This is a genomic window from Arthrobacter sp. MYb224 (assembly GCF_002975455.1).
Lineage (GTDB): Bacteria > Actinomycetota > Actinomycetes > Actinomycetales > Micrococcaceae > Glutamicibacter.
This window is the reverse complement of sequence record NZ_PCPU01000012.1, coordinates 24,722-39,713: the sequence shown is the minus strand read 5'-3', so window position 1 is coordinate 39,713 and position 14,992 is coordinate 24,722. Positions and strand designations below refer to the sequence as shown.

Annotated in this window: 19 protein-coding genes and 1 pseudogene; 11 read left to right on the top strand and 9 right to left on the bottom strand. The window is 62.6% G+C overall.

Translation table 11 applies throughout. The features are described from left to right. Positions 1-15 precede the first annotated feature (15 nt). Together CQ017_RS16760 and CQ017_RS16755 are read right to left on the bottom strand one after the other, a co-directional pair. Entirely contained in the window at positions 16-570 is a 555-nt protein-coding gene (locus CQ017_RS16760) for a GNAT family N-acetyltransferase (RefSeq protein WP_105554671.1), read from the bottom strand. Between the two features lie 155 nt (positions 571-725). Next, entirely contained in the window at positions 726-1,091 is a 366-nt protein-coding gene (locus tag CQ017_RS16755; RefSeq protein WP_096288056.1) for a DUF1844 domain-containing protein, read from the bottom strand. Positions 1,092-1,419: 328 nt separating this feature from the next. Here CQ017_RS16755 and infC point away from each other — a divergent pair, with 328 nt between their 5' ends. The 9 genes from infC (at position 1,420) to CQ017_RS16710 (ending at position 9,512) form a co-directional block, all read left to right on the top strand. Then, positions 1,420-2,070 carry a translation initiation factor IF-3 gene (gene infC / locus CQ017_RS16750; protein ID WP_374954800.1) on the top strand — a complete coding sequence of 217 codons (651 nt, stop codon included), beginning with the start codon at positions 1,420-1,422 and terminating at the stop codon, positions 2,068-2,070. A 167-nt stretch (positions 2,071-2,237) separates the two neighbouring features. Continuing rightward, positions 2,238-2,432, top strand: coding sequence for a 50S ribosomal protein L35 (rpmI, locus tag CQ017_RS16745; protein WP_096288052.1), 195 nt, complete (start codon positions 2,238-2,240; stop codon positions 2,430-2,432). 103 nt (positions 2,433-2,535) lie between these two features. Then, positions 2,536-3,198 (top strand): 50S ribosomal protein L20, encoded by a 663-nt coding sequence (rplT, locus tag CQ017_RS16740; RefSeq protein WP_105554670.1) that lies wholly within the window; start codon positions 2,536-2,538, stop codon positions 3,196-3,198. A gap of 112 nt (positions 3,199-3,310) precedes the next feature. Then, positions 3,311-4,183 (top strand): RNA methyltransferase, encoded by an 873-nt coding sequence (locus CQ017_RS16735; protein ID WP_105554669.1) that lies wholly within the window; start codon positions 3,311-3,313, stop codon positions 4,181-4,183. Positions 4,184-4,201: 18 nt separating this feature from the next. Next, complete coding sequence (locus CQ017_RS16730) at positions 4,202-4,636, top strand: (deoxy)nucleoside triphosphate pyrophosphohydrolase (RefSeq protein WP_105554668.1); 435 nt, start codon at positions 4,202-4,204, stop codon at positions 4,634-4,636. A gap of 76 nt (positions 4,637-4,712) precedes the next feature. Beyond that, positions 4,713-5,363, top strand: coding sequence for an LppM family (lipo)protein (locus CQ017_RS16725; protein WP_105554667.1), 651 nt, complete (start codon positions 4,713-4,715; stop codon positions 5,361-5,363). Positions 5,364-5,479: 116 nt separating this feature from the next. Further along, positions 5,480-6,559, top strand: coding sequence for a phenylalanine--tRNA ligase subunit alpha (locus CQ017_RS16720; protein ID WP_105554666.1), 1,080 nt, complete (start codon positions 5,480-5,482; stop codon positions 6,557-6,559). A gap of 3 nt (positions 6,560-6,562) precedes the next feature. After that, positions 6,563-9,103, top strand: coding sequence for a phenylalanine--tRNA ligase subunit beta (gene pheT / locus CQ017_RS16715; RefSeq protein ID WP_105554665.1), 2,541 nt, complete (start codon positions 6,563-6,565; stop codon positions 9,101-9,103). A 178-nt stretch (positions 9,104-9,281) separates the two neighbouring features. Beyond that, the gene (locus CQ017_RS16710) at positions 9,282-9,512 is read left to right on the top strand and encodes a hypothetical protein (RefSeq protein ID WP_105554664.1); all 231 of its coding nucleotides are present in this window, start codon (positions 9,282-9,284) and stop codon (positions 9,510-9,512) included. Positions 9,513-9,585: 73 nt separating this feature from the next. Here CQ017_RS16710 and CQ017_RS16705 read toward each other — a convergent pair whose 3' ends face one another. Continuing rightward, complete coding sequence (locus CQ017_RS16705) at positions 9,586-9,999, bottom strand: hypothetical protein (protein WP_105554663.1); 414 nt, start codon at positions 9,997-9,999, stop codon at positions 9,586-9,588. A 238-nt stretch (positions 10,000-10,237) separates the two neighbouring features. On the opposite strand from CQ017_RS16705, the gene CQ017_RS16700 reads away from it, so the two are divergent. Both CQ017_RS16700 and CQ017_RS16695 read left to right on the top strand, forming a co-directional pair. Further along, on the top strand, positions 10,238-10,561 hold the full coding sequence (locus CQ017_RS16700; RefSeq protein WP_105554662.1) for an antibiotic biosynthesis monooxygenase: 324 nt from the start codon (positions 10,238-10,240) through the stop codon (positions 10,559-10,561). A gap of 7 nt (positions 10,562-10,568) precedes the next feature. Next, positions 10,569-10,844 carry a hypothetical protein gene (locus CQ017_RS16695; protein WP_105554661.1) on the top strand — a complete coding sequence of 92 codons (276 nt, stop codon included), beginning with the start codon at positions 10,569-10,571 and terminating at the stop codon, positions 10,842-10,844. A gap of 26 nt (positions 10,845-10,870) precedes the next feature. Here the strand turns inward: CQ017_RS16695 and CQ017_RS16690 are convergent, their stop codons facing one another. The 6 genes and pseudogenes from CQ017_RS16690 to CQ017_RS16665 form a co-directional block, all read right to left on the bottom strand. Beyond that, on the bottom strand, positions 10,871-11,302 hold the full coding sequence (locus CQ017_RS16690; RefSeq protein ID WP_105554660.1) for a VOC family protein: 432 nt from the start codon (positions 11,300-11,302) through the stop codon (positions 10,871-10,873). Between the two features lie 100 nt (positions 11,303-11,402). Further along, complete coding sequence (ppk2, locus tag CQ017_RS16685) at positions 11,403-12,299, bottom strand: polyphosphate kinase 2 (protein ID WP_105554659.1); 897 nt, start codon at positions 12,297-12,299, stop codon at positions 11,403-11,405. Positions 12,300-12,619: 320 nt separating this feature from the next. Next, positions 12,620-13,384 carry an ABC transporter permease gene (locus CQ017_RS16680; protein ID WP_105554658.1) on the bottom strand — a complete coding sequence of 255 codons (765 nt, stop codon included), beginning with the start codon at positions 13,382-13,384 and terminating at the stop codon, positions 12,620-12,622. Further along, positions 13,381-14,160, bottom strand: coding sequence for an ABC transporter ATP-binding protein (locus CQ017_RS16675; protein ID WP_105554657.1), 780 nt, complete (start codon positions 14,158-14,160; stop codon positions 13,381-13,383). Before CQ017_RS16675 ends, CQ017_RS16680 begins: the two co-directional genes overlap by 4 nt. Continuing rightward, positions 14,157-14,525, bottom strand: a pseudogene (locus CQ017_RS16670) (DUF1048 domain-containing protein). Before CQ017_RS16670 ends, CQ017_RS16675 begins: the two are co-directional and overlap by 4 nt. Then, positions 14,522-14,875 (bottom strand): PadR family transcriptional regulator, encoded by a 354-nt coding sequence (locus CQ017_RS16665; protein WP_105554656.1) that lies wholly within the window; start codon positions 14,873-14,875, stop codon positions 14,522-14,524. The pseudogene CQ017_RS16670 and the gene CQ017_RS16665 overlap by 4 nt, the downstream one beginning before the upstream one ends. Positions 14,876-14,992: the final 117 nt, after the last annotated feature.

Below are 14,992 nucleotides of genomic sequence, written 5' to 3'. Positions count from 1 at the left end.
GGAATCGTGCTTTTGCTAGTGCGCCGGGCCCTCGGTTTTCAGCCGGGAGTAGCAGTACATGTCCTTGCGCTCGGTGCCGATCAGTTGCCAGCTTCGCAGTAATCCTTCGCGGGTGAAACCACATTTTTCGGCGGCCCGCCACGACCCTTCGTTCCAAGGCTCGATGTACAGCTCCACCCGATGGATGGCCGCAAGCTTCAAGGCCCAATCGGTGAGTGCATCCAACGCCGCGCTCACCGCACCGCGTCCGCGTTGTGCAGGATCGATCCAGTATCCGATACTTGCCCGGCCGGCGGCAACGTTGTGCAGCCACAGCCCAATTTGCCCGATCGCCCGATTCGTCTGTGCCTCGGCGATGGCGAAGGAATACCCGGTGCGGTCAGCCACACGCTGCTGCTGCCTGGAGATGAAGTCCGCGAAGTCCTGGCTGGATCCCTTAACGGGAACGCTGGTGATCAACGGAATGAGCGGATCCAGCGAAGCCGCCTCGATCAATGCCACGTCGCCGATGTCGAACGGCCGCAAGACATAGCGCCCGGCATGCAGTACCGGCTGTTCGAAGGTATCCATTACCGAAGCCTATCTAGTGCAAGGCGTTGTGGCTCGTTTCAATCCGGCAATATCTGTTCCGAAACGGAACAGCCCGTGTTTAAACGAGCATGGATCCGCTTCCCAAAGGAAGCGGATCCATGACGTTAATCTCTTAAAATTCTGCGAAACAATCGCTAGTTGACCGGTCCGGTGAGCTTCTCGCCCGGGCCCTTGCCTGGTGCATCCGGGATCAATGATGCTTCGCGGAAGGCGAGCTGAAGGCTTCGCAGACCGTCACGCAGCGGTGCCGCGTGCTGTGAGCCAAGCTCGGGTGCCCCCGCGGTGACTAGGCCAGCCAGAGCGGTAATTAGCTTGCGAGCTTCGTCAAGATCCTTCAGCTCATCGGCATCATCACCTTCTGCCAGTCCGCATTTGACTGCGGCCGCGCTCATCAGGTGAACTGCGGCGGTGGTGATAATCTCTACTGCTGGAACTTCTGCGATGTCGCGCATCTGCTGCTCGACAGCATGCTGCTGCGAGTTGGTGTCTTCGGTACTCATACTGCTAAGCTTGTCACAGACCGACTCAATACAGGTACTTGAGAGCGTCCGGTATCCGGATGATGTCACCAAGAGATCAGTGTTGAGCCATGCAAGTGGAGGCCAACTCCCACCCGCAGTAGCCGTTTAGGCTTCCGGGTAATTCGGCAGGATATTTATGAGTATCCGGAAATAGCTTTACGAGGAAGAATCGTAAAACTATTGTGTCGTCTATTCTTTGGCCTTCGCCTGCACTTCGCAGACGGGGGCCTTCTTCATTTGCGAGTAAGTGACTTACGAAAATCAGGAGTGACACATCAGCGATCCACGCATTAATGAGCGCATTCGCGTGCCAGAGGTACGTCTCGTCGGCCCCAATGGTGAGCAGGTAGGAATCGTCCGCATCGAGGACGCGCTCCGACTAGCTGTCGAGTCCGATCTGGACTTGGTCGAGGTGGCACCGACCGCCAAGCCTCCTGTATGCAAACTGATGGACTTCGGCAAGTTTAAGTACGAAGCCGCTGTCAAGGCTCGTGAAGCTCGTAAGAACCAGACCAACACGATCCTGAAGGAAGTCCGCTTCCGTCTGAAGATCGACACCCACGACTACGAGACCAAGGTCGGCCACGCACTGCGCTTCTTAGGCGCAGGCGACAAGGTCAAGGCCATGATCCAGTTCCGTGGACGTGAGCAGCAACGCCCAGAGATGGGCATTCGCTTGCTAGAAAAGTTTGCAGCAGACGTAGCAGAGGTCGGGCTCGTAGAGTCCACCCCTCGCATCGATGGCCGAAACATGGTCATGGTTGTAGGTCCGCTGAAGAACAAGGCAGAGGCTCGCCGCGAACAGCAGCAGAAGTCGGGTGGCCGGGAAAGCGCGAAGCGCAAGATCCGCACCGACGCCCCAGAAGAGACCGAGGGTCAGAACGTCGCAGCAGCGATGGATGATGAAGCTCTCGCGAAGCTGGAGCAGGCTCGCAACGCGGCTGAAGGCGAAGCCTAGCCCAAGCCTGTTGGGCCTCCGGGCCCGTCATCGGAAACGGTGAAGGATCTTCCTTGCGAAGGTCCAACTACAAGAGAACAGCAGCGGTCACCTTGCCAAGAGGCCCGCTTCGGATGATCCCCACAGATCTCACGATTTATGTGGAGCACGTTAGGAGAACGGCAGCTATGCCGAAGTTCAAGACTCACAGTGGCGCCAAGAAGCGCTTCAAGCTGACTGGTAGCGGCAAGCTCAAGCGCCAGCAGGCCAACCGTCGTCACTACCTGGAGCACAAGTCCTCGCGCGTCACGCGCCGCCTGGCTTCTGACCAGCTGGTAGCTAAGGCCGATGTGAAGACCATCAAGCGGATGCTGGGCCTCTAAGCTCTCCCTTTCGCAATTCGGGGAAGCACAACCCCAACAACCATAGATTTCGCTTTCACCTGGTTATCCCGGGTGGGAGGAACTGACTTGAAGGAGTACACACGTGGCACGTGTGAAGCGGGCAGTAAACGCCCATAAGAAGCGTCGCGTCGTTCTGGAACGCGCAAAGGGTTACCGCGGTCAGCGTTCGCGCCTGTACCGTAAGGCCAAGGAGCAGCTGCTCCACTCGTTCGTTTACAGCTTCAACGACCGCCGTAAGCGCAAGGGCGACTTCCGTCGCCTGTGGATCCAGCGTATCAACGCTGCATCCCGCGCCAACGGCCTGACCTACAACCGTCTGATCCAGGGCCTGAAGGCCGCTGAGGTCGAGGTTGACCGTCGCATGCTCTCCGAGCTGGCTGTTTCGGACTCGAACGCTTTCGCTACCTTGGTCAAGGTTGCAAAGGACGCTCTTCCGGCAGATGTCAACGCTCCTCGCGGCGCAGAAGCACCAGCTTCCGCACCAAAGGCTGCCAAGGCTCCAAAGGCCGCAGCTGCACCAGCAGCCAAGAGCGTCGAAGGCGAAGGCGTGATCAAGGCCGTTGAAGGCCAGGACGCACCAGAAGGCTTCGTCATCAAGGGCAACGCCGGATCGAACAAGTACCACGTCCCAGGCTCGACCTGGTACGAGCAGACCGAGGCCGAGTTCTGGTTCAACTCGATCGAAGCTGCCAAGGGCGCAGGCTTCGAACCAGCTGGTGGAGAATCCCGCCAGCAGATGAAGTAAATCCGTTTCTCCCTTTGAGCTAGGCCTCAGGTAGGACAGATCACACCGAAGGGTGGGTACCGCACATAGTGTGGAACCCACCCTTCGGTGCTTCTACCGGTATTCTCGAATAATGACGAGCTTTCCCCCAGACGTGATGTCCAATCCGCGCGCCGACCGAGTCAAGGCGGTCGCCCGCTTGGCCCACCGCAAGGGCCGTGAGGCAACCGGCGAATTCCTTGCCGAAGGCCCGCAAGCGGTCCGCGAGGCGCTGGTTGCGCACCGTTCCAACGACCAGCTGGTCCAAGAAGTTTACGTGGTCCCTGGTTTTCTGGAACGCCACGAAGAATTTACGGCCTTGCTCGACGCAGCCAAGGTGCGCACTCATTTTGTCACCGGCGATGTCATCTCGGCGATGGCGGATACGAAGAACCCGCAGGGCATCCTCGCGGTCGTCGCAATGTCCCAGCCGCAGCTTTCCGAGGTGCTGGCCAGCAACCCCAAGCTGATCGCGGTGCTCTGCCGAATCCAGGATCCGGGCAATGCCGGAACCATCCTGCGTGCCGCCGACGCGGCGGGTGCCGACGCGGTGATCCTGACCAAGGACAGCGTCGACATCTACAATCCGAAGGCTGTGCGCTCCACCGTCGGCTCGCTCTTCCACCTGCCGGTGCTCAGCGACGTCGACCTCAACGACTTCATCGCTGCCGCCGGGGAACGCCTGCAAGTGCTCGCGGCCGATGGCTACGCGGCCCACAACCTGGACACCCTGCAGGATTCGGCGGTGCTGCGCGCGGGGACCGGAACCGAACTGCCGGCGAATGAACCCGCGCTCGAGCGGCCCACCATCTGGCTCTTCGGCAATGAGGGGCAGGGGCTCGACGAGCAGGAAAAGGAACTGGCCGGGTACAAGGTCGCGGTGCCGCTCTACGGGGTGGCCGAATCGCTGAACGTGAGCACCGCCGCGACGGTCTGCCTGTATGCCTCGGCCCGCGCCCAACGCTAAAGCCCAAGGAACACCTCCATGAATCTGAAACAAATCGTCGCCGTAGCCATCGTCGATAGCTTCGCGTCGCCGACGAAAATGCTGGCTGCCCGGCGCAACCGCCCGGCAGCCTTGGCCGGCCTCTGGGAATTTCCCGGTGGCAAGGTCGAACCGGGGGAGTCTGATATCGAGGCGGTGCATCGAGAGCTGCGCGAGGAGCTCGGCGTGCAGCTCACGCTCGGCGCCGAAGTTACCGGACCGCTGGCGCAGGGCTGGGCGCTGAACGAGCAGGCCGCCATGCGAGTCTGGTTCGCCACCATCAGCTCCGGCACTCCCGACACGCTCGACGGGCACGACCAATTGGCCTGGCTGGCTCTGGATGAGTCGCTGGGTGCCGCGGTGCCGTGGATCAAAGCGGACGCGCCGATCGTCGCCGCCTGCCTGGCTCAAGCCCATGCAGGGCGCACGCTCTAAACCGCGTAAGCTGGAACTAGTGCCCGGTGTCGGCAAAATGTAGATAATCAATCAATAAACTTGAGGAGCAATCCGAGTGAAGAGACTTCTTGGCGTTCTCGCGCTGGTATTTACCGCAATCCTGGCCCTGTCCGGATGCGTCAACATGAACGCTGAAGTCAATGTGACCGGTGCCGATCAGGCCACCGGTGCGCTGCAGGTCACCACTCATCAGGAAAACCTGCAGGGGCAGCCCTTCGAAGACGTGCTGGCCAGCCAGCTGAACACCGATGAACTGGATCAGATCCTCGGCGAGCAGTGGAGCTACACCACCGTCGACGACGGGGAAAACGTCGGCCTGCGCTTCGAAACCGTCGGCAAGATGAACTTCGTCCAGCTGCAGGATGCCTTCAGCACCTTCGGCTTCCCGATCTCGCTGACCGACAAGGGCGGCGAATTTGAGTTCTCGATGCCCGGTGCCGGAGAAGTCGTGGTCAACGAACAGTTCACCGAGGCAAACCTGGTAGTCAGCTTCCCGGGCAAGGTTGTTTCGCACTCTGCGGGCGAGGTCGAGCACCACTCGGTAGCCTTCGACATGATGGCCGGCGCCGAGGAATACAAGGCCACCGGCAGCGCCAACTACGCGTTGTTCTACTCGATGATCTTCGGCGGCGCCCTGCTGGTGCTCGTGCTGATCATTGCCCTGGCCTTTGCGCCGAAGGGTGCCAAGGACCCGAGCGGCCACTAAGCGAATCGTAAGCATCTTCACGGCCCGGGCCCGTCATCGTTGAAACGTTGGCGGGCCCTAGCCAATAGAATAGGAACCAAGAGTTCCACGAGCGAAGAGAAGGATCGATCGATCCCATGTCTGATCAGACAACCCAAGAGGCAACGGAAACGGACCAAAGTGTCCCGCATCCGACCGATGAAGCAGGCATCAACGCCGCGGTCCAGGCGGCACTAGCAGCCATCGAGACCGCCGGCGACCTGACCGAACTAAAAGACGCACGGCTGGCTCACACCGGGGAGAAGTCCGCGCTGTCGCTGGCCAACCGCCAGATCGGCAAGCTGGACAAAACCGAGAAGGCCGTAGCCGGCAAGCTCGTCGGTGGCGCCCGCGGCCGCGTCAACAAGGCCCTGGCCGCGCGCACCGAAGTGCTCGAAGAAGCCGAAGGCGCCCGCATCCTCGTCGAGGAGACCGTCGATGTCACCGCCGCGCCGCGCCGCCGCCGCGCCGGGGCCCGCCACCCGCTCTCGGTCCTGCAGGACCGCGTCTCGGACATCTTCGTCGGCATGGGCTGGGAAATCGCCGAGGGCCCCGAGGTGGAATCCGAATGGTTCAACTTCGACGCGCTGAACTTCAAGCCGGACCACCCGGCCCGCGAAATGCAGGACACCTTCTTCATCGAGCCGGCAGACGCGCACCTGGTTTTGCGCACCCACACCTCCCCGGTGCAGGTCCGCTCGATGCTGGAGCGCGAGGTGCCGGTCTACGTGCTCTGCCCGGGACGCACCTTCCGCACCGATGAGCTCGACGCCACCCACACCCCGGTCTTCCACCAGTTCGAGGGGCTGGCCGTGGACAAGGGCCTGACCATGGCCGATCTGCGCGGCACGCTGGAGCACTTCGCCCGCCAGATGTTCGGCGCCGAGGCGCAGATCCGGCTGCGCCCGGCCTACTTCCCGTTCACCGAACCGAGCGCCGAGCTCGATATCTGGCACCCCGGGGCCAAGGGCGGACCGCGCTGGATCGAGTGGGGAGGCTGCGGCATGATCAACCCGAATGTGCTGCGCGCCGCCGGCATCGATCCGGAAGAGTACTCCGGCTTCGCCTTCGGCATGGGCATCGAGCGCACGCTCATGTTCCGCAACGACGTTCCCGACATGCACGACATGATCGAGGGCGACGTCCGTTTCAGCCAGCACTTCGGGATGGAGATCTAGGTTATGCGTATTCCGCTTTCATGGCTGCGCGAGTATGCGCAGGTACCGGCCGACGCCTCGGCCGAAGACATTATGGCAGACCTGGTCAAGGTCGGCCTCGAGGAAGAGGACGTGCACCGTCCCTCCGACACCCTGTCCGGCCCGATCGTCGTCGGCCAGGTGCTCTCCCTGGTCAAGGAGGAGCAGACCAACGGCAAGACCATCAACTGGTGCCAGGTCCGCGTCGTTCCGGAAGGCCAGGAGCAGACCCTGACCGGCGAGGGCATCGAGCCATCCGGGGTGCAGGGCATCATCTGCGGCGCGCACAATTTCGTGGAGGGCGACAAGGTTGTTGTCACCCTGCCCGGTGCGGTGCTGCCCGGGGACTTCAAGATCACCCCGCGCAAAACCTACGGCCACGTCTCGGCCGGCATGATCGCCTCTTCCCGCGAGCTGGGCATCGGCGAGGACCACGATGGCATCATGGTGCTCTCCACCCTGGGCCTGGACCCGGAGCTGGGCACCGACGTCATGGAACTGTTCGGGCTGACCGATCAGGCCGCCGAGATCAACGTGACCCCGGACCGCGGATACTGCTTCTCGATCCGCGGCGTCGCCCGCGAATACGCGCTGGCCACCGGAACCTCGTTCACCGACCCGGCCACCACGGTGAAGGTCACCGCGGCCGCCGAGGCAGGCCTGCCTGTCACCCTGGCGGACCAGGCCCCGATCTACGGCGTGCCAGGCTGCACCCGCTTCGTGACCCGCGAAGTCACCGGCGTCGATCCGAGCCGCCCGACCCCGCGCTGGATGGCCTCGCGCCTGCAGCTGGCCGGCATGCGTTCGATCTCGCTGATCGTGGACATTTCGAACTACGTGATGCTCGAACTCGGCGCGCCGCTGCACTTCTACGATGCGGACAAGCTCACCGGGCCCATCACCGTGCGCCGGGCAAACCCCGGGGAGAAGCTCACCACCCTGGACGCCAAGGAGCGCGAGCTGCACGTCGAGGACCTGCTGATCACCGATCAGTCCGGTGCCATCGGCATCGCCGGCGTCATGGGCGGGACCACTACCGAGGTATCGGATGGGACCGGCCGCGTGCTGATCGAGGCCGCGCACTTCGATGCGGTCTCCATTGCCCGCTCGCGCCGCCGCCACAAGCTGCCTTCGGAAGCCTCCAAGCGTTTCGAGCGCGGAGTTGACCCGCAGGTGATGCAGATCGCCGCACAGCGCGCGGTGCAGCTGCTGGTCGAACTTGCCGGCGGCACCGAGATCGCGCGGGTCACCGACGCCGGCGAAATCCCGGCGCCCACCGTGATCGAGTTGCCGGCCGGATACGCCGAACGCCTGATCGGCGTGCCGTACACCGACGCGCAGACCATCGAGGCGCTGGAAGGCATCGGCGCGTCCGTCGCGCAGACCGCCGTCAGCTTCTCGGTCACCGCACCGAGCTGGCGCCCGGACCTGGCGATCAAGGAGGACCTGGTCGAAGAGGTCGCCCGCGTGGTTGGCTACGACCAGATCCCCGCGACCCTGCCGGTGGCCCCTCCGGGCCGCGGCCTGACTCGCACGCAGTCCCAGCGCCGCCGCATCCTGCAGGGCCTGGCCGACTTCGGGCTGACCGAAATCCTGTCCTACCCGTTCGTCTCCGCGGCGCAGAACAACGCCTTCGGCGCACCGGTGGCCGGAACCACGGTCGACGCGGTGACCCTGGCCAACCCGATCTCCAAGGAGTTCCGTTTCCTGCGCACCTCGATGCTGCCGGGCCTGCTGGACACCGCACGGCGTAACCTGGGCCGCGGATTCCGCGACCTGGCCCTCTACGAGGGCGGCTTGGTGTTCCTGCCGGGCGAACGGCTGGGCTCATCGGTGCTGCCTCCGTTGGGCGTCAAGCCAAGCGATGAGGTACTGGCCGAACTGTTCGGCGGGGTGCCGGAGCAGCCGTGGCATGTGGCCGCGGTCTTCACCGGCCACGAGGCCGCCGCAGGCGCCGGGTTCACCCCGCGCGCCTGGGACTGGGCCGACGCGCTGGATACCGCACGCACGATCGCGGATCTGCTCGGGTCACCGCTGGAGGTTGCCCAGGGCAGCCACCAGGCCTTCCACCCGGGCCGTGTCGCAGCACTGAAGCTCAACGGAGAAGTCATCGGCTACGCCGGTGAACTGCACCCGCAGCTGCTCAAGGACGCCGATCTGCCGGCCCGCACGGTCGCCATGGAGCTGAACGCCACCGCACTGATGGCAGCCGCTCCCGCCGTGGTCGTCGCACAGCACCTGTCCACCCAGCCGCTGGCCACTCAGGATGTCGCGCTGATCGTGGACGAGCACGTTGTCGCCGGCGACGTGCTGCGCACCCTGCGCGAAGGTGCCGGTGCCCTGCTCGAAGGCATCGCCCTATTCGATGTCTACCAGGGCAAGGGCATCGAGGACGGCAAGAAGTCGCTGGCCTTCGGGCTGCGTTTCCGTTCCGCGGATCGCACGCTGACCGCCGATGAAGCGTCCGAGGCGCGCGCCGCCGCGGTGGCCCTGGCTACCGAGAAGTTCGGCGCCACCCAGCGTTAGGCACGGCCTATCATGCCCAACGCCCCGAGAGATCCGCAGCCCGCGGAAATCTCGGGGCGTTCGCCGTTGCCGGATGAAAATTTCGTGAACAGGCCGAAGGTTTCTGCCGTTGTCCCGGCCGAATCTGGCGCGAACGGATAGAATTAGCGTTTATGGCAGACTCGGAAGGCGGTATCCCATGGGCTCACGTGTAGCTTCGCGCCTCGGCGCCGTCTTGCTGATCCTGGTGCTCGGTGCCGCGGCGGTTGCCGTTGCGGTATTCCTGGCGATGGGGGCGGTCACCATGATCCAACGCGGCGCCGGCGTGCACCTGGATGATCCACCCACACCCACGATGGAGTGGGAAGAGGAAACCGACGAACCCTTGGGGCCGCGTGCCACGCTTCCCGAAGACGAGCTGGGCTCCTAAACCTTCGAAAGCTGCGCCTGCCGAACCTGCCAGCCCTTTCAACGGGACAAACCCGCGCCCTCGAACCGGTGGATTATCCGCCGGCCCCGGCTTGAATGGCCAGGATTCCCGCGGCGAGCAGGCCCGCAATGAGCGAAGCGGCCCCGACCGCGATCAGCCAAGCTAGCTTGCTGGGCTTTTGCGGGTCCTTGCCGATAACGCTGAGGAAGAATCCCGCCGGCATCAAAATCGCGGCAACTGGTACGCCGAGCCGAGCCACAGAGCCGAAAAAGTTCTCCGTGGCGAAATGATCGGTATAGGGAAGCAGCGCCAGAGAAAGCACGAGCAGCACGCCGGCATGCGCGTGCCCGGCACGAAACCAGGACTTCTGCAGCTCATTGGCGTACAGCGCACCGGTGGTGATCCTGAGCAGCAGCTGACCTCCGGTGGTCACCGCGATCAGCGACAGCAAAAGAATTCCGGCGAGCACAAGGGTCTCTGGTTCCATCAGGATGCCTTCCTTCGTATTGTTGGACGCGGCATGGGACCTACGCCTCCCAGCATAGGCAGAGCCGCCGCATCTGGATAGGGCAGCGGAGCCAGCCAAGATCCCGCGCCGCATCTTCCGCGCGTGAGCTCGTAAAACGGGGCCCACGAAGCGAGCGGTGGGCCGCTTAGCCCTCGCGACGGCGGGCCGCGGCGCGTCACATAGGATCCGCTAAACCGTTAATTGCTAGGCTCAGAGAATGATCCTGGAACACGCGATACTTCCTGTCCGACAAGGGCAGGAAGCAGAATTTGAGGCCGCCTTCGCCGAGGCGCGAAAGCTGATCGAATGCCAACCGGGGTTCGCGAACTTGGAGCTATCGCGTTCGATCGAATCCCCGGGAGACTATCTGCTGCTGGTGCGCTGGGTGTCGGTTGCGGCCCACACCGAGGGCTTTCGCCGTTCGCCGGAATACCAGCGGTGGAAGCAGGCGCTGCATCACTTCTACGAGCCGTTCCCCGTCGTTGAGCATTTCACCACGGTCGTCGCCAGCGGATTCGACGCGTCCGGCCATGCGGAATGATGGCACCATGAGTCTTGAGCTGCCCGTTGCGGTGCGCGCCTCGGCATTGTCCGGGATCCGCCGGTTCACCAAGCGCCGCTTCCGCTATTTCAACTACGCGCTGCGCTACCGAGACGGACGCGAGGTATCCGATCTGGGATCGATCGAATTCGGCAAGCTGCTGCAGGGGCACCGCTACCCGGCGGACACGCATTGCGTGCGCAACGGGGCCGAGCGGCACTGCCCCGAGCGCGGCGATGGGGTGTGGGTGGATTATCCGTACGGGAATCCGCTGCCCTCATAAAGCATGCCGTCGCGCTCCGGAGGGGCCTAGCCTTCGGGTTCGTAGCCGATCAGCCAGTGCAGCCCGAAGCGGTCCACAACCTGCCCGTCGGTGGCGCCCCACGGCTTAGCCGCGAGCGGATCGATCACCAAACCATCCTGCGCGAGCTTATCGAACCAGCCGTGCAAAACCTCCGGGGGCGCGGTTCCCAGCAGCGAAAGCATCAGCCCCTGCATGGCCACGGACTTTTCCCCTTCGGCGGCATCCGCCCCGAAGAGGGTGACCACGCCATCGAGCATTCCGTGGGCGATCGCCTCGCCGGCGCCATCGGTGCGGGAAAATTCTGCGTAGCTGAACAGTGCAAGCTCCCCGCCGAAGATCTGCGCGTAGCGGCCCAAGGCTTCCCGGGCGGTCCCGGGGAAGAGCACATAGGGAGCCGGCGCGGCGGCTCGCCGCTCGGTTTCCGCGGATTCGGCCATGATCGTTCCTTCGCGCTGGGCATCCCGCCGTCAACTGGCGGCGGTGTTTGTCGGTTGCCTCAGCGTAGTGCCGGCTGCGGCCGAGGCACAAGGGCCGGCGCTAGAACTCCTCGCCGTGGTTGATGACCCGCGCGGCGCGGCCGACGATCTTCGGGTCCGGGGTGCCTACCAGATCGTGGTCCTTGCCCTTGTATTCGAAGAGGTTCAGCACGTGGCGCATCGCCTGCAACCGGGCGCGTTTCTTGTCGTTGGACTTCACCACCGTCCACGGGGCGTGCTCGGTATCGGTCTTCAAGAACATCTGCTTCTTCGCGGCCGTGTAGTCATCCCACTTGTCCAGCGAGGCCAGGTCCATGGGGGAGAGCTTCCACTGGCGCACCGGGTCGATCCGGCGAATCGTGAAGCGGGTCAGCTGTTCGCCGGCGGAGACGGAGAACCAGAATTTCACCAGGTCGATGCCCTCCTCGACGAGCAGCCGCTCGAAGTGCGGGGTCTGCTCCAGAAAATGCTCCACCTGGTTTTGCGTGGAGAACCCCATCACGCGTTCCACCCCGGCGCGGTTGTACCAGGACCTGTCGAAGAGCACGATCTCCCCGGCGGTCGGGAAATGCTCGATGTAGCGCTGGTAGTACCACTGGCTGGATTCGCGCTCCGTCGGCTTTTCGAGCGCGACTACACGAGCGCCGCGGGGGTTCAGGTGCTCGGCGAACCGCTTGATCGTGCCGCCCTTGCCGGCGGCATCGCGGCCCTCGAAGACGATCATCAGACGTCGACCATGCACCTTGAGCCACTTTTGCAGCTTCAGCAGTTCGATCTGCAACGCTCGCTTCTCCGCGTCGTAGGTGACACGGTCCATCTTGGCCTCGTACGGGTAGTCTTCCCGCCAAGTGTCCACGATGCTCCCGTCGGCGCGAACTAAGACCGGGTCGTCGTCGTCATTGTCTAGAACCGAATATCCGCGGAAAGCCTCTTCGAGGAGGGGGAGTTCAACCGTCATAACCCCCAGCCTAATTTTTGCCGGTTAACACAAGGTGAACAATTGGGAAACCAGGGCTTGAAAAGGGTAGATGTGATTAATGCGGTTTGCTGGACAGAAGCGAAAATTGAACTCGCAGGGCGCGGGCTTCGCCTCGTGGCGTCGAAGGGGAATGCGGGGAACGGTCGGCGTTCGCCGGCTAACGATCCGGTTGAAATTTCATTGGTGCAGCGGTGGCCTGCTATGCGCAGCGAAGCCGCTCAATCTTTGTGGGCGATCCGCCGAGCCGAGTCGGGTAAGGGAGATGCGCATGCCTCGGCTCGGTTGCAGTCATCTCGCGGCTAGCTGATTTTACGGCGATAGATCAGATTCGCCAGCGAGTACGCGATCACTAGGATTCCCAGCAGCCAGGCCAGCGCCACCCATATTTCTTGTCCAACCGGCTGTCCGGAAAATGAGGCCCGAAGCGTGTCAACGATGGAGGTCACCGGCTGGTGTTCGGCGAACCAGGCCACCGGAGACGGCATCGAGGCGGTAGGCACAAAAGCGGAACTGATGAATGGGGCGAAGATCAACGGGTAGCTGAATGCGCTGGCCCCATCTACGGTCTTCGCGCTCAGCCCGGCGATGACCGCGAGCCAAGTCAACGCCAAGACGAAGAGCACCAGAATCCCGACTATCGCCAACCAGCCACCGATTGAGGCTTGGGCGCGGAAGCCCATCAGCAGTCCCACCCCGATGATGATGGCGATGGATACCAGGTTTGCGAGCAGCGAGGTGAATACATGCGCCCACAACACGCTGGATCGGGAGATCGGCATGGACTGGAAACGTTCAAATATGCCCCCTTGCAAGTCCAGGAACAGCCGGTAGGCGGTATACGCAATGCCCGAGGCAATGGTGATCAGCAGGATCCCGGGTAATAGGTAGTTGATGTAGGAGCCATCGGTGCCGGTATTAATTGCACCTCCGAGCACATAAACGAACAACAGCATCATGGCGATCGGGGTGATCGCGGTGGTGATGATCGTGTCGGGACTGCGCAGGATATGACGCAGCGAGCGTCCGGTGAGTACGCCGGTGTCGTGTAGCGCGTGGGTGGTCATGGCTGCTCCTGATCGGGGGCGCCGACCAAGGCGAGGAACACGTCCTCCAAGGAGGGCTGCTTCTTCACGTATTCTACGTGGGCTGGCGGCAGCAAGTCCTTGAGTTGGTCGAGGGTCCCGTTTTGAATGATGGTTCCCCGGTGCAAGATCGCGATACGATCCGCCAGCTGTTCGGCCTCGTCGAGGTACTGCGTGGTCAGCAGCACGGTGGTGCCGTCCGCGGCGAGCCGGCGTACGGTATCCCAGACCTCCAAGCGTGCCTGCGGATCCAAGCCGGTGGTTGGCTCGTCCAAGAAAATGATGCGAGGATTCCCGATCAGGCTCATCGCAATGTCTAGCCGGCGGCTCATTCCACCGGAATAGGTCGCGGCCTTCCGGTCGCCAGCGTCGCTAAGCGCAAATCGTTCCAGCAACTCCTCGGCATGCTGACTCGCGTTTTTCAGGTGACGCAGCTGCGCCATCAAGACTAGATTTTCGCGGCCGCTGAGCACCGGATCGATGGCGGTGAATTGACCGGTCAGGCTGATCGTTTCGCGGACCCGGTGCGCCTGAGTGGCGGTATCAAAACCGGCGACGAGCGCACTGCCTGCATCTGCGGTCAGCAGCGTGGAAAGTATCCGCACGAGTGTGGTTTTCCCGGCGCCATTCGAGCCGAGCAGCGCCAGGATCTCTCCGGGGTTTACCTCCAGGTCAACCCCGCGGAGCACCTGGAGGTCCTTATACGACTTTTTCAGCCCGCGGACGCTGATTGCGGTGGGTGCACTCTCGGTGTTCATGATTCTTCGCTTCGTTTCGCGTCCTGAACTGCCTTGATCAGCCGGGCGCGTTCCTTGTCGATCCATTGTTTTCCTCCGTAGGACAGGGTGAAGTTTTCAGCGAATTCCACCGGGTCCTCGCCAACAACTTCACGGAGCGGCAGCCGGTCGATGGAGGCTCGCTCCCACAGGTCAGCGTGGTCGATGAACATCTGCACCAGGGTGTCCCCATCGGTGATGCCGCCGAAATACATGAAGTAGCGATTCAACGCCGTAGCCGTGGCGCGCTAGGGCTCGGGCAGCGCGTCCAAGCGGGCCTTGGCTTCCTTGTACTGCTTTTTCTGCTGCAGCTGGCCGGTGAGGACTTCGTACCATTTGGTGCTCATGAGGATTTTCCTTCTGGGTGGTTGGTGTAATTTTTGTGCAATGCTTCGATGCGCTCGGAGAGGAAGAACCAGCTCTTCCAGAACTCTTCGAGGTAATCGCGGCCCATCGCGTTCAAGGTATAGACCTTGCGCGGTGGCCCCTTTTCCGAGGGCACCTTTTCCACGTCGACCTGACCGCGTTTCTCCAAGCGGATCAGCAGGGCGTAGACGGTTCCTTCGACGATGTCGCTGAGCCCTTTGCCGCGCAGCCGTGCGGTGATTTCGTATCCGTAGGCCGGAGATTCATCCAAGATCGCCAGGACGATCCCCTCCAGGGTGCCCTTGAGCATTTCGGTCATCTGCTTTGCCATAGAGGCCCTCCAAGCGCTATCTAGTGATAATGACTACCAGTAGATAGTATCGCAGACTACTGGTAGTTAGCAATACCGAGTAGCGAAGTTTTTGGCATTCAGAATCCGACGATGCAA

What these genes read in the sequence shown, in the direction of transcription:
- CQ017_RS16760 (WP_105554671.1), bottom strand. Translation starts at nt 570, where the DNA reads ATGGATACCTTCGAACAGCCGGTACTGCATGCCGGGCGCTATGTCTTG.
- CQ017_RS16755 (WP_096288056.1), bottom strand. Translation starts at nt 1,091, where the DNA reads ATGAGTACCGAAGACACCAACTCGCAGCAGCATGCTGTCGAGCAGCAG.
- rpmI (WP_096288052.1), top strand. Translation starts at nt 2,238, where the DNA reads ATGCCGAAGTTCAAGACTCACAGTGGCGCCAAGAAGCGCTTCAAGCTG.
- CQ017_RS16735 (WP_105554669.1), top strand. Translation starts at nt 3,311, where the DNA reads ATGACGAGCTTTCCCCCAGACGTGATGTCCAATCCGCGCGCCGACCGA.
- CQ017_RS16730 (WP_105554668.1), top strand. Translation starts at nt 4,202, where the DNA reads ATGAATCTGAAACAAATCGTCGCCGTAGCCATCGTCGATAGCTTCGCG.
- CQ017_RS16720 (WP_105554666.1), top strand. Translation starts at nt 5,480, where the DNA reads ATGTCTGATCAGACAACCCAAGAGGCAACGGAAACGGACCAAAGTGTC.
- pheT (WP_105554665.1), top strand. Translation starts at nt 6,563, where the DNA reads ATGCGTATTCCGCTTTCATGGCTGCGCGAGTATGCGCAGGTACCGGCC.
- CQ017_RS16710 (WP_105554664.1), top strand. Translation starts at nt 9,282, where the DNA reads ATGGGCTCACGTGTAGCTTCGCGCCTCGGCGCCGTCTTGCTGATCCTG.
- CQ017_RS16705 (WP_105554663.1), bottom strand. Translation starts at nt 9,999, where the DNA reads ATGGAACCAGAGACCCTTGTGCTCGCCGGAATTCTTTTGCTGTCGCTG.
- CQ017_RS16700 (WP_105554662.1), top strand. Translation starts at nt 10,238, where the DNA reads ATGATCCTGGAACACGCGATACTTCCTGTCCGACAAGGGCAGGAAGCA.
- CQ017_RS16695 (WP_105554661.1), top strand. Translation starts at nt 10,569, where the DNA reads ATGAGTCTTGAGCTGCCCGTTGCGGTGCGCGCCTCGGCATTGTCCGGG.
- CQ017_RS16690 (WP_105554660.1), bottom strand. Translation starts at nt 11,302, where the DNA reads ATGGCCGAATCCGCGGAAACCGAGCGGCGAGCCGCCGCGCCGGCTCCC.
- ppk2 (WP_105554659.1), bottom strand. Translation starts at nt 12,299, where the DNA reads ATGACGGTTGAACTCCCCCTCCTCGAAGAGGCTTTCCGCGGATATTCG.
- CQ017_RS16680 (WP_105554658.1), bottom strand. Translation starts at nt 13,384, where the DNA reads ATGACCACCCACGCGCTACACGACACCGGCGTACTCACCGGACGCTCG.
- CQ017_RS16675 (WP_105554657.1), bottom strand. Translation starts at nt 14,160, where the DNA reads ATGAACACCGAGAGTGCACCCACCGCAATCAGCGTCCGCGGGCTGAAA.
- CQ017_RS16665 (WP_105554656.1), bottom strand. Translation starts at nt 14,875, where the DNA reads ATGGCAAAGCAGATGACCGAAATGCTCAAGGGCACCCTGGAGGGGATC.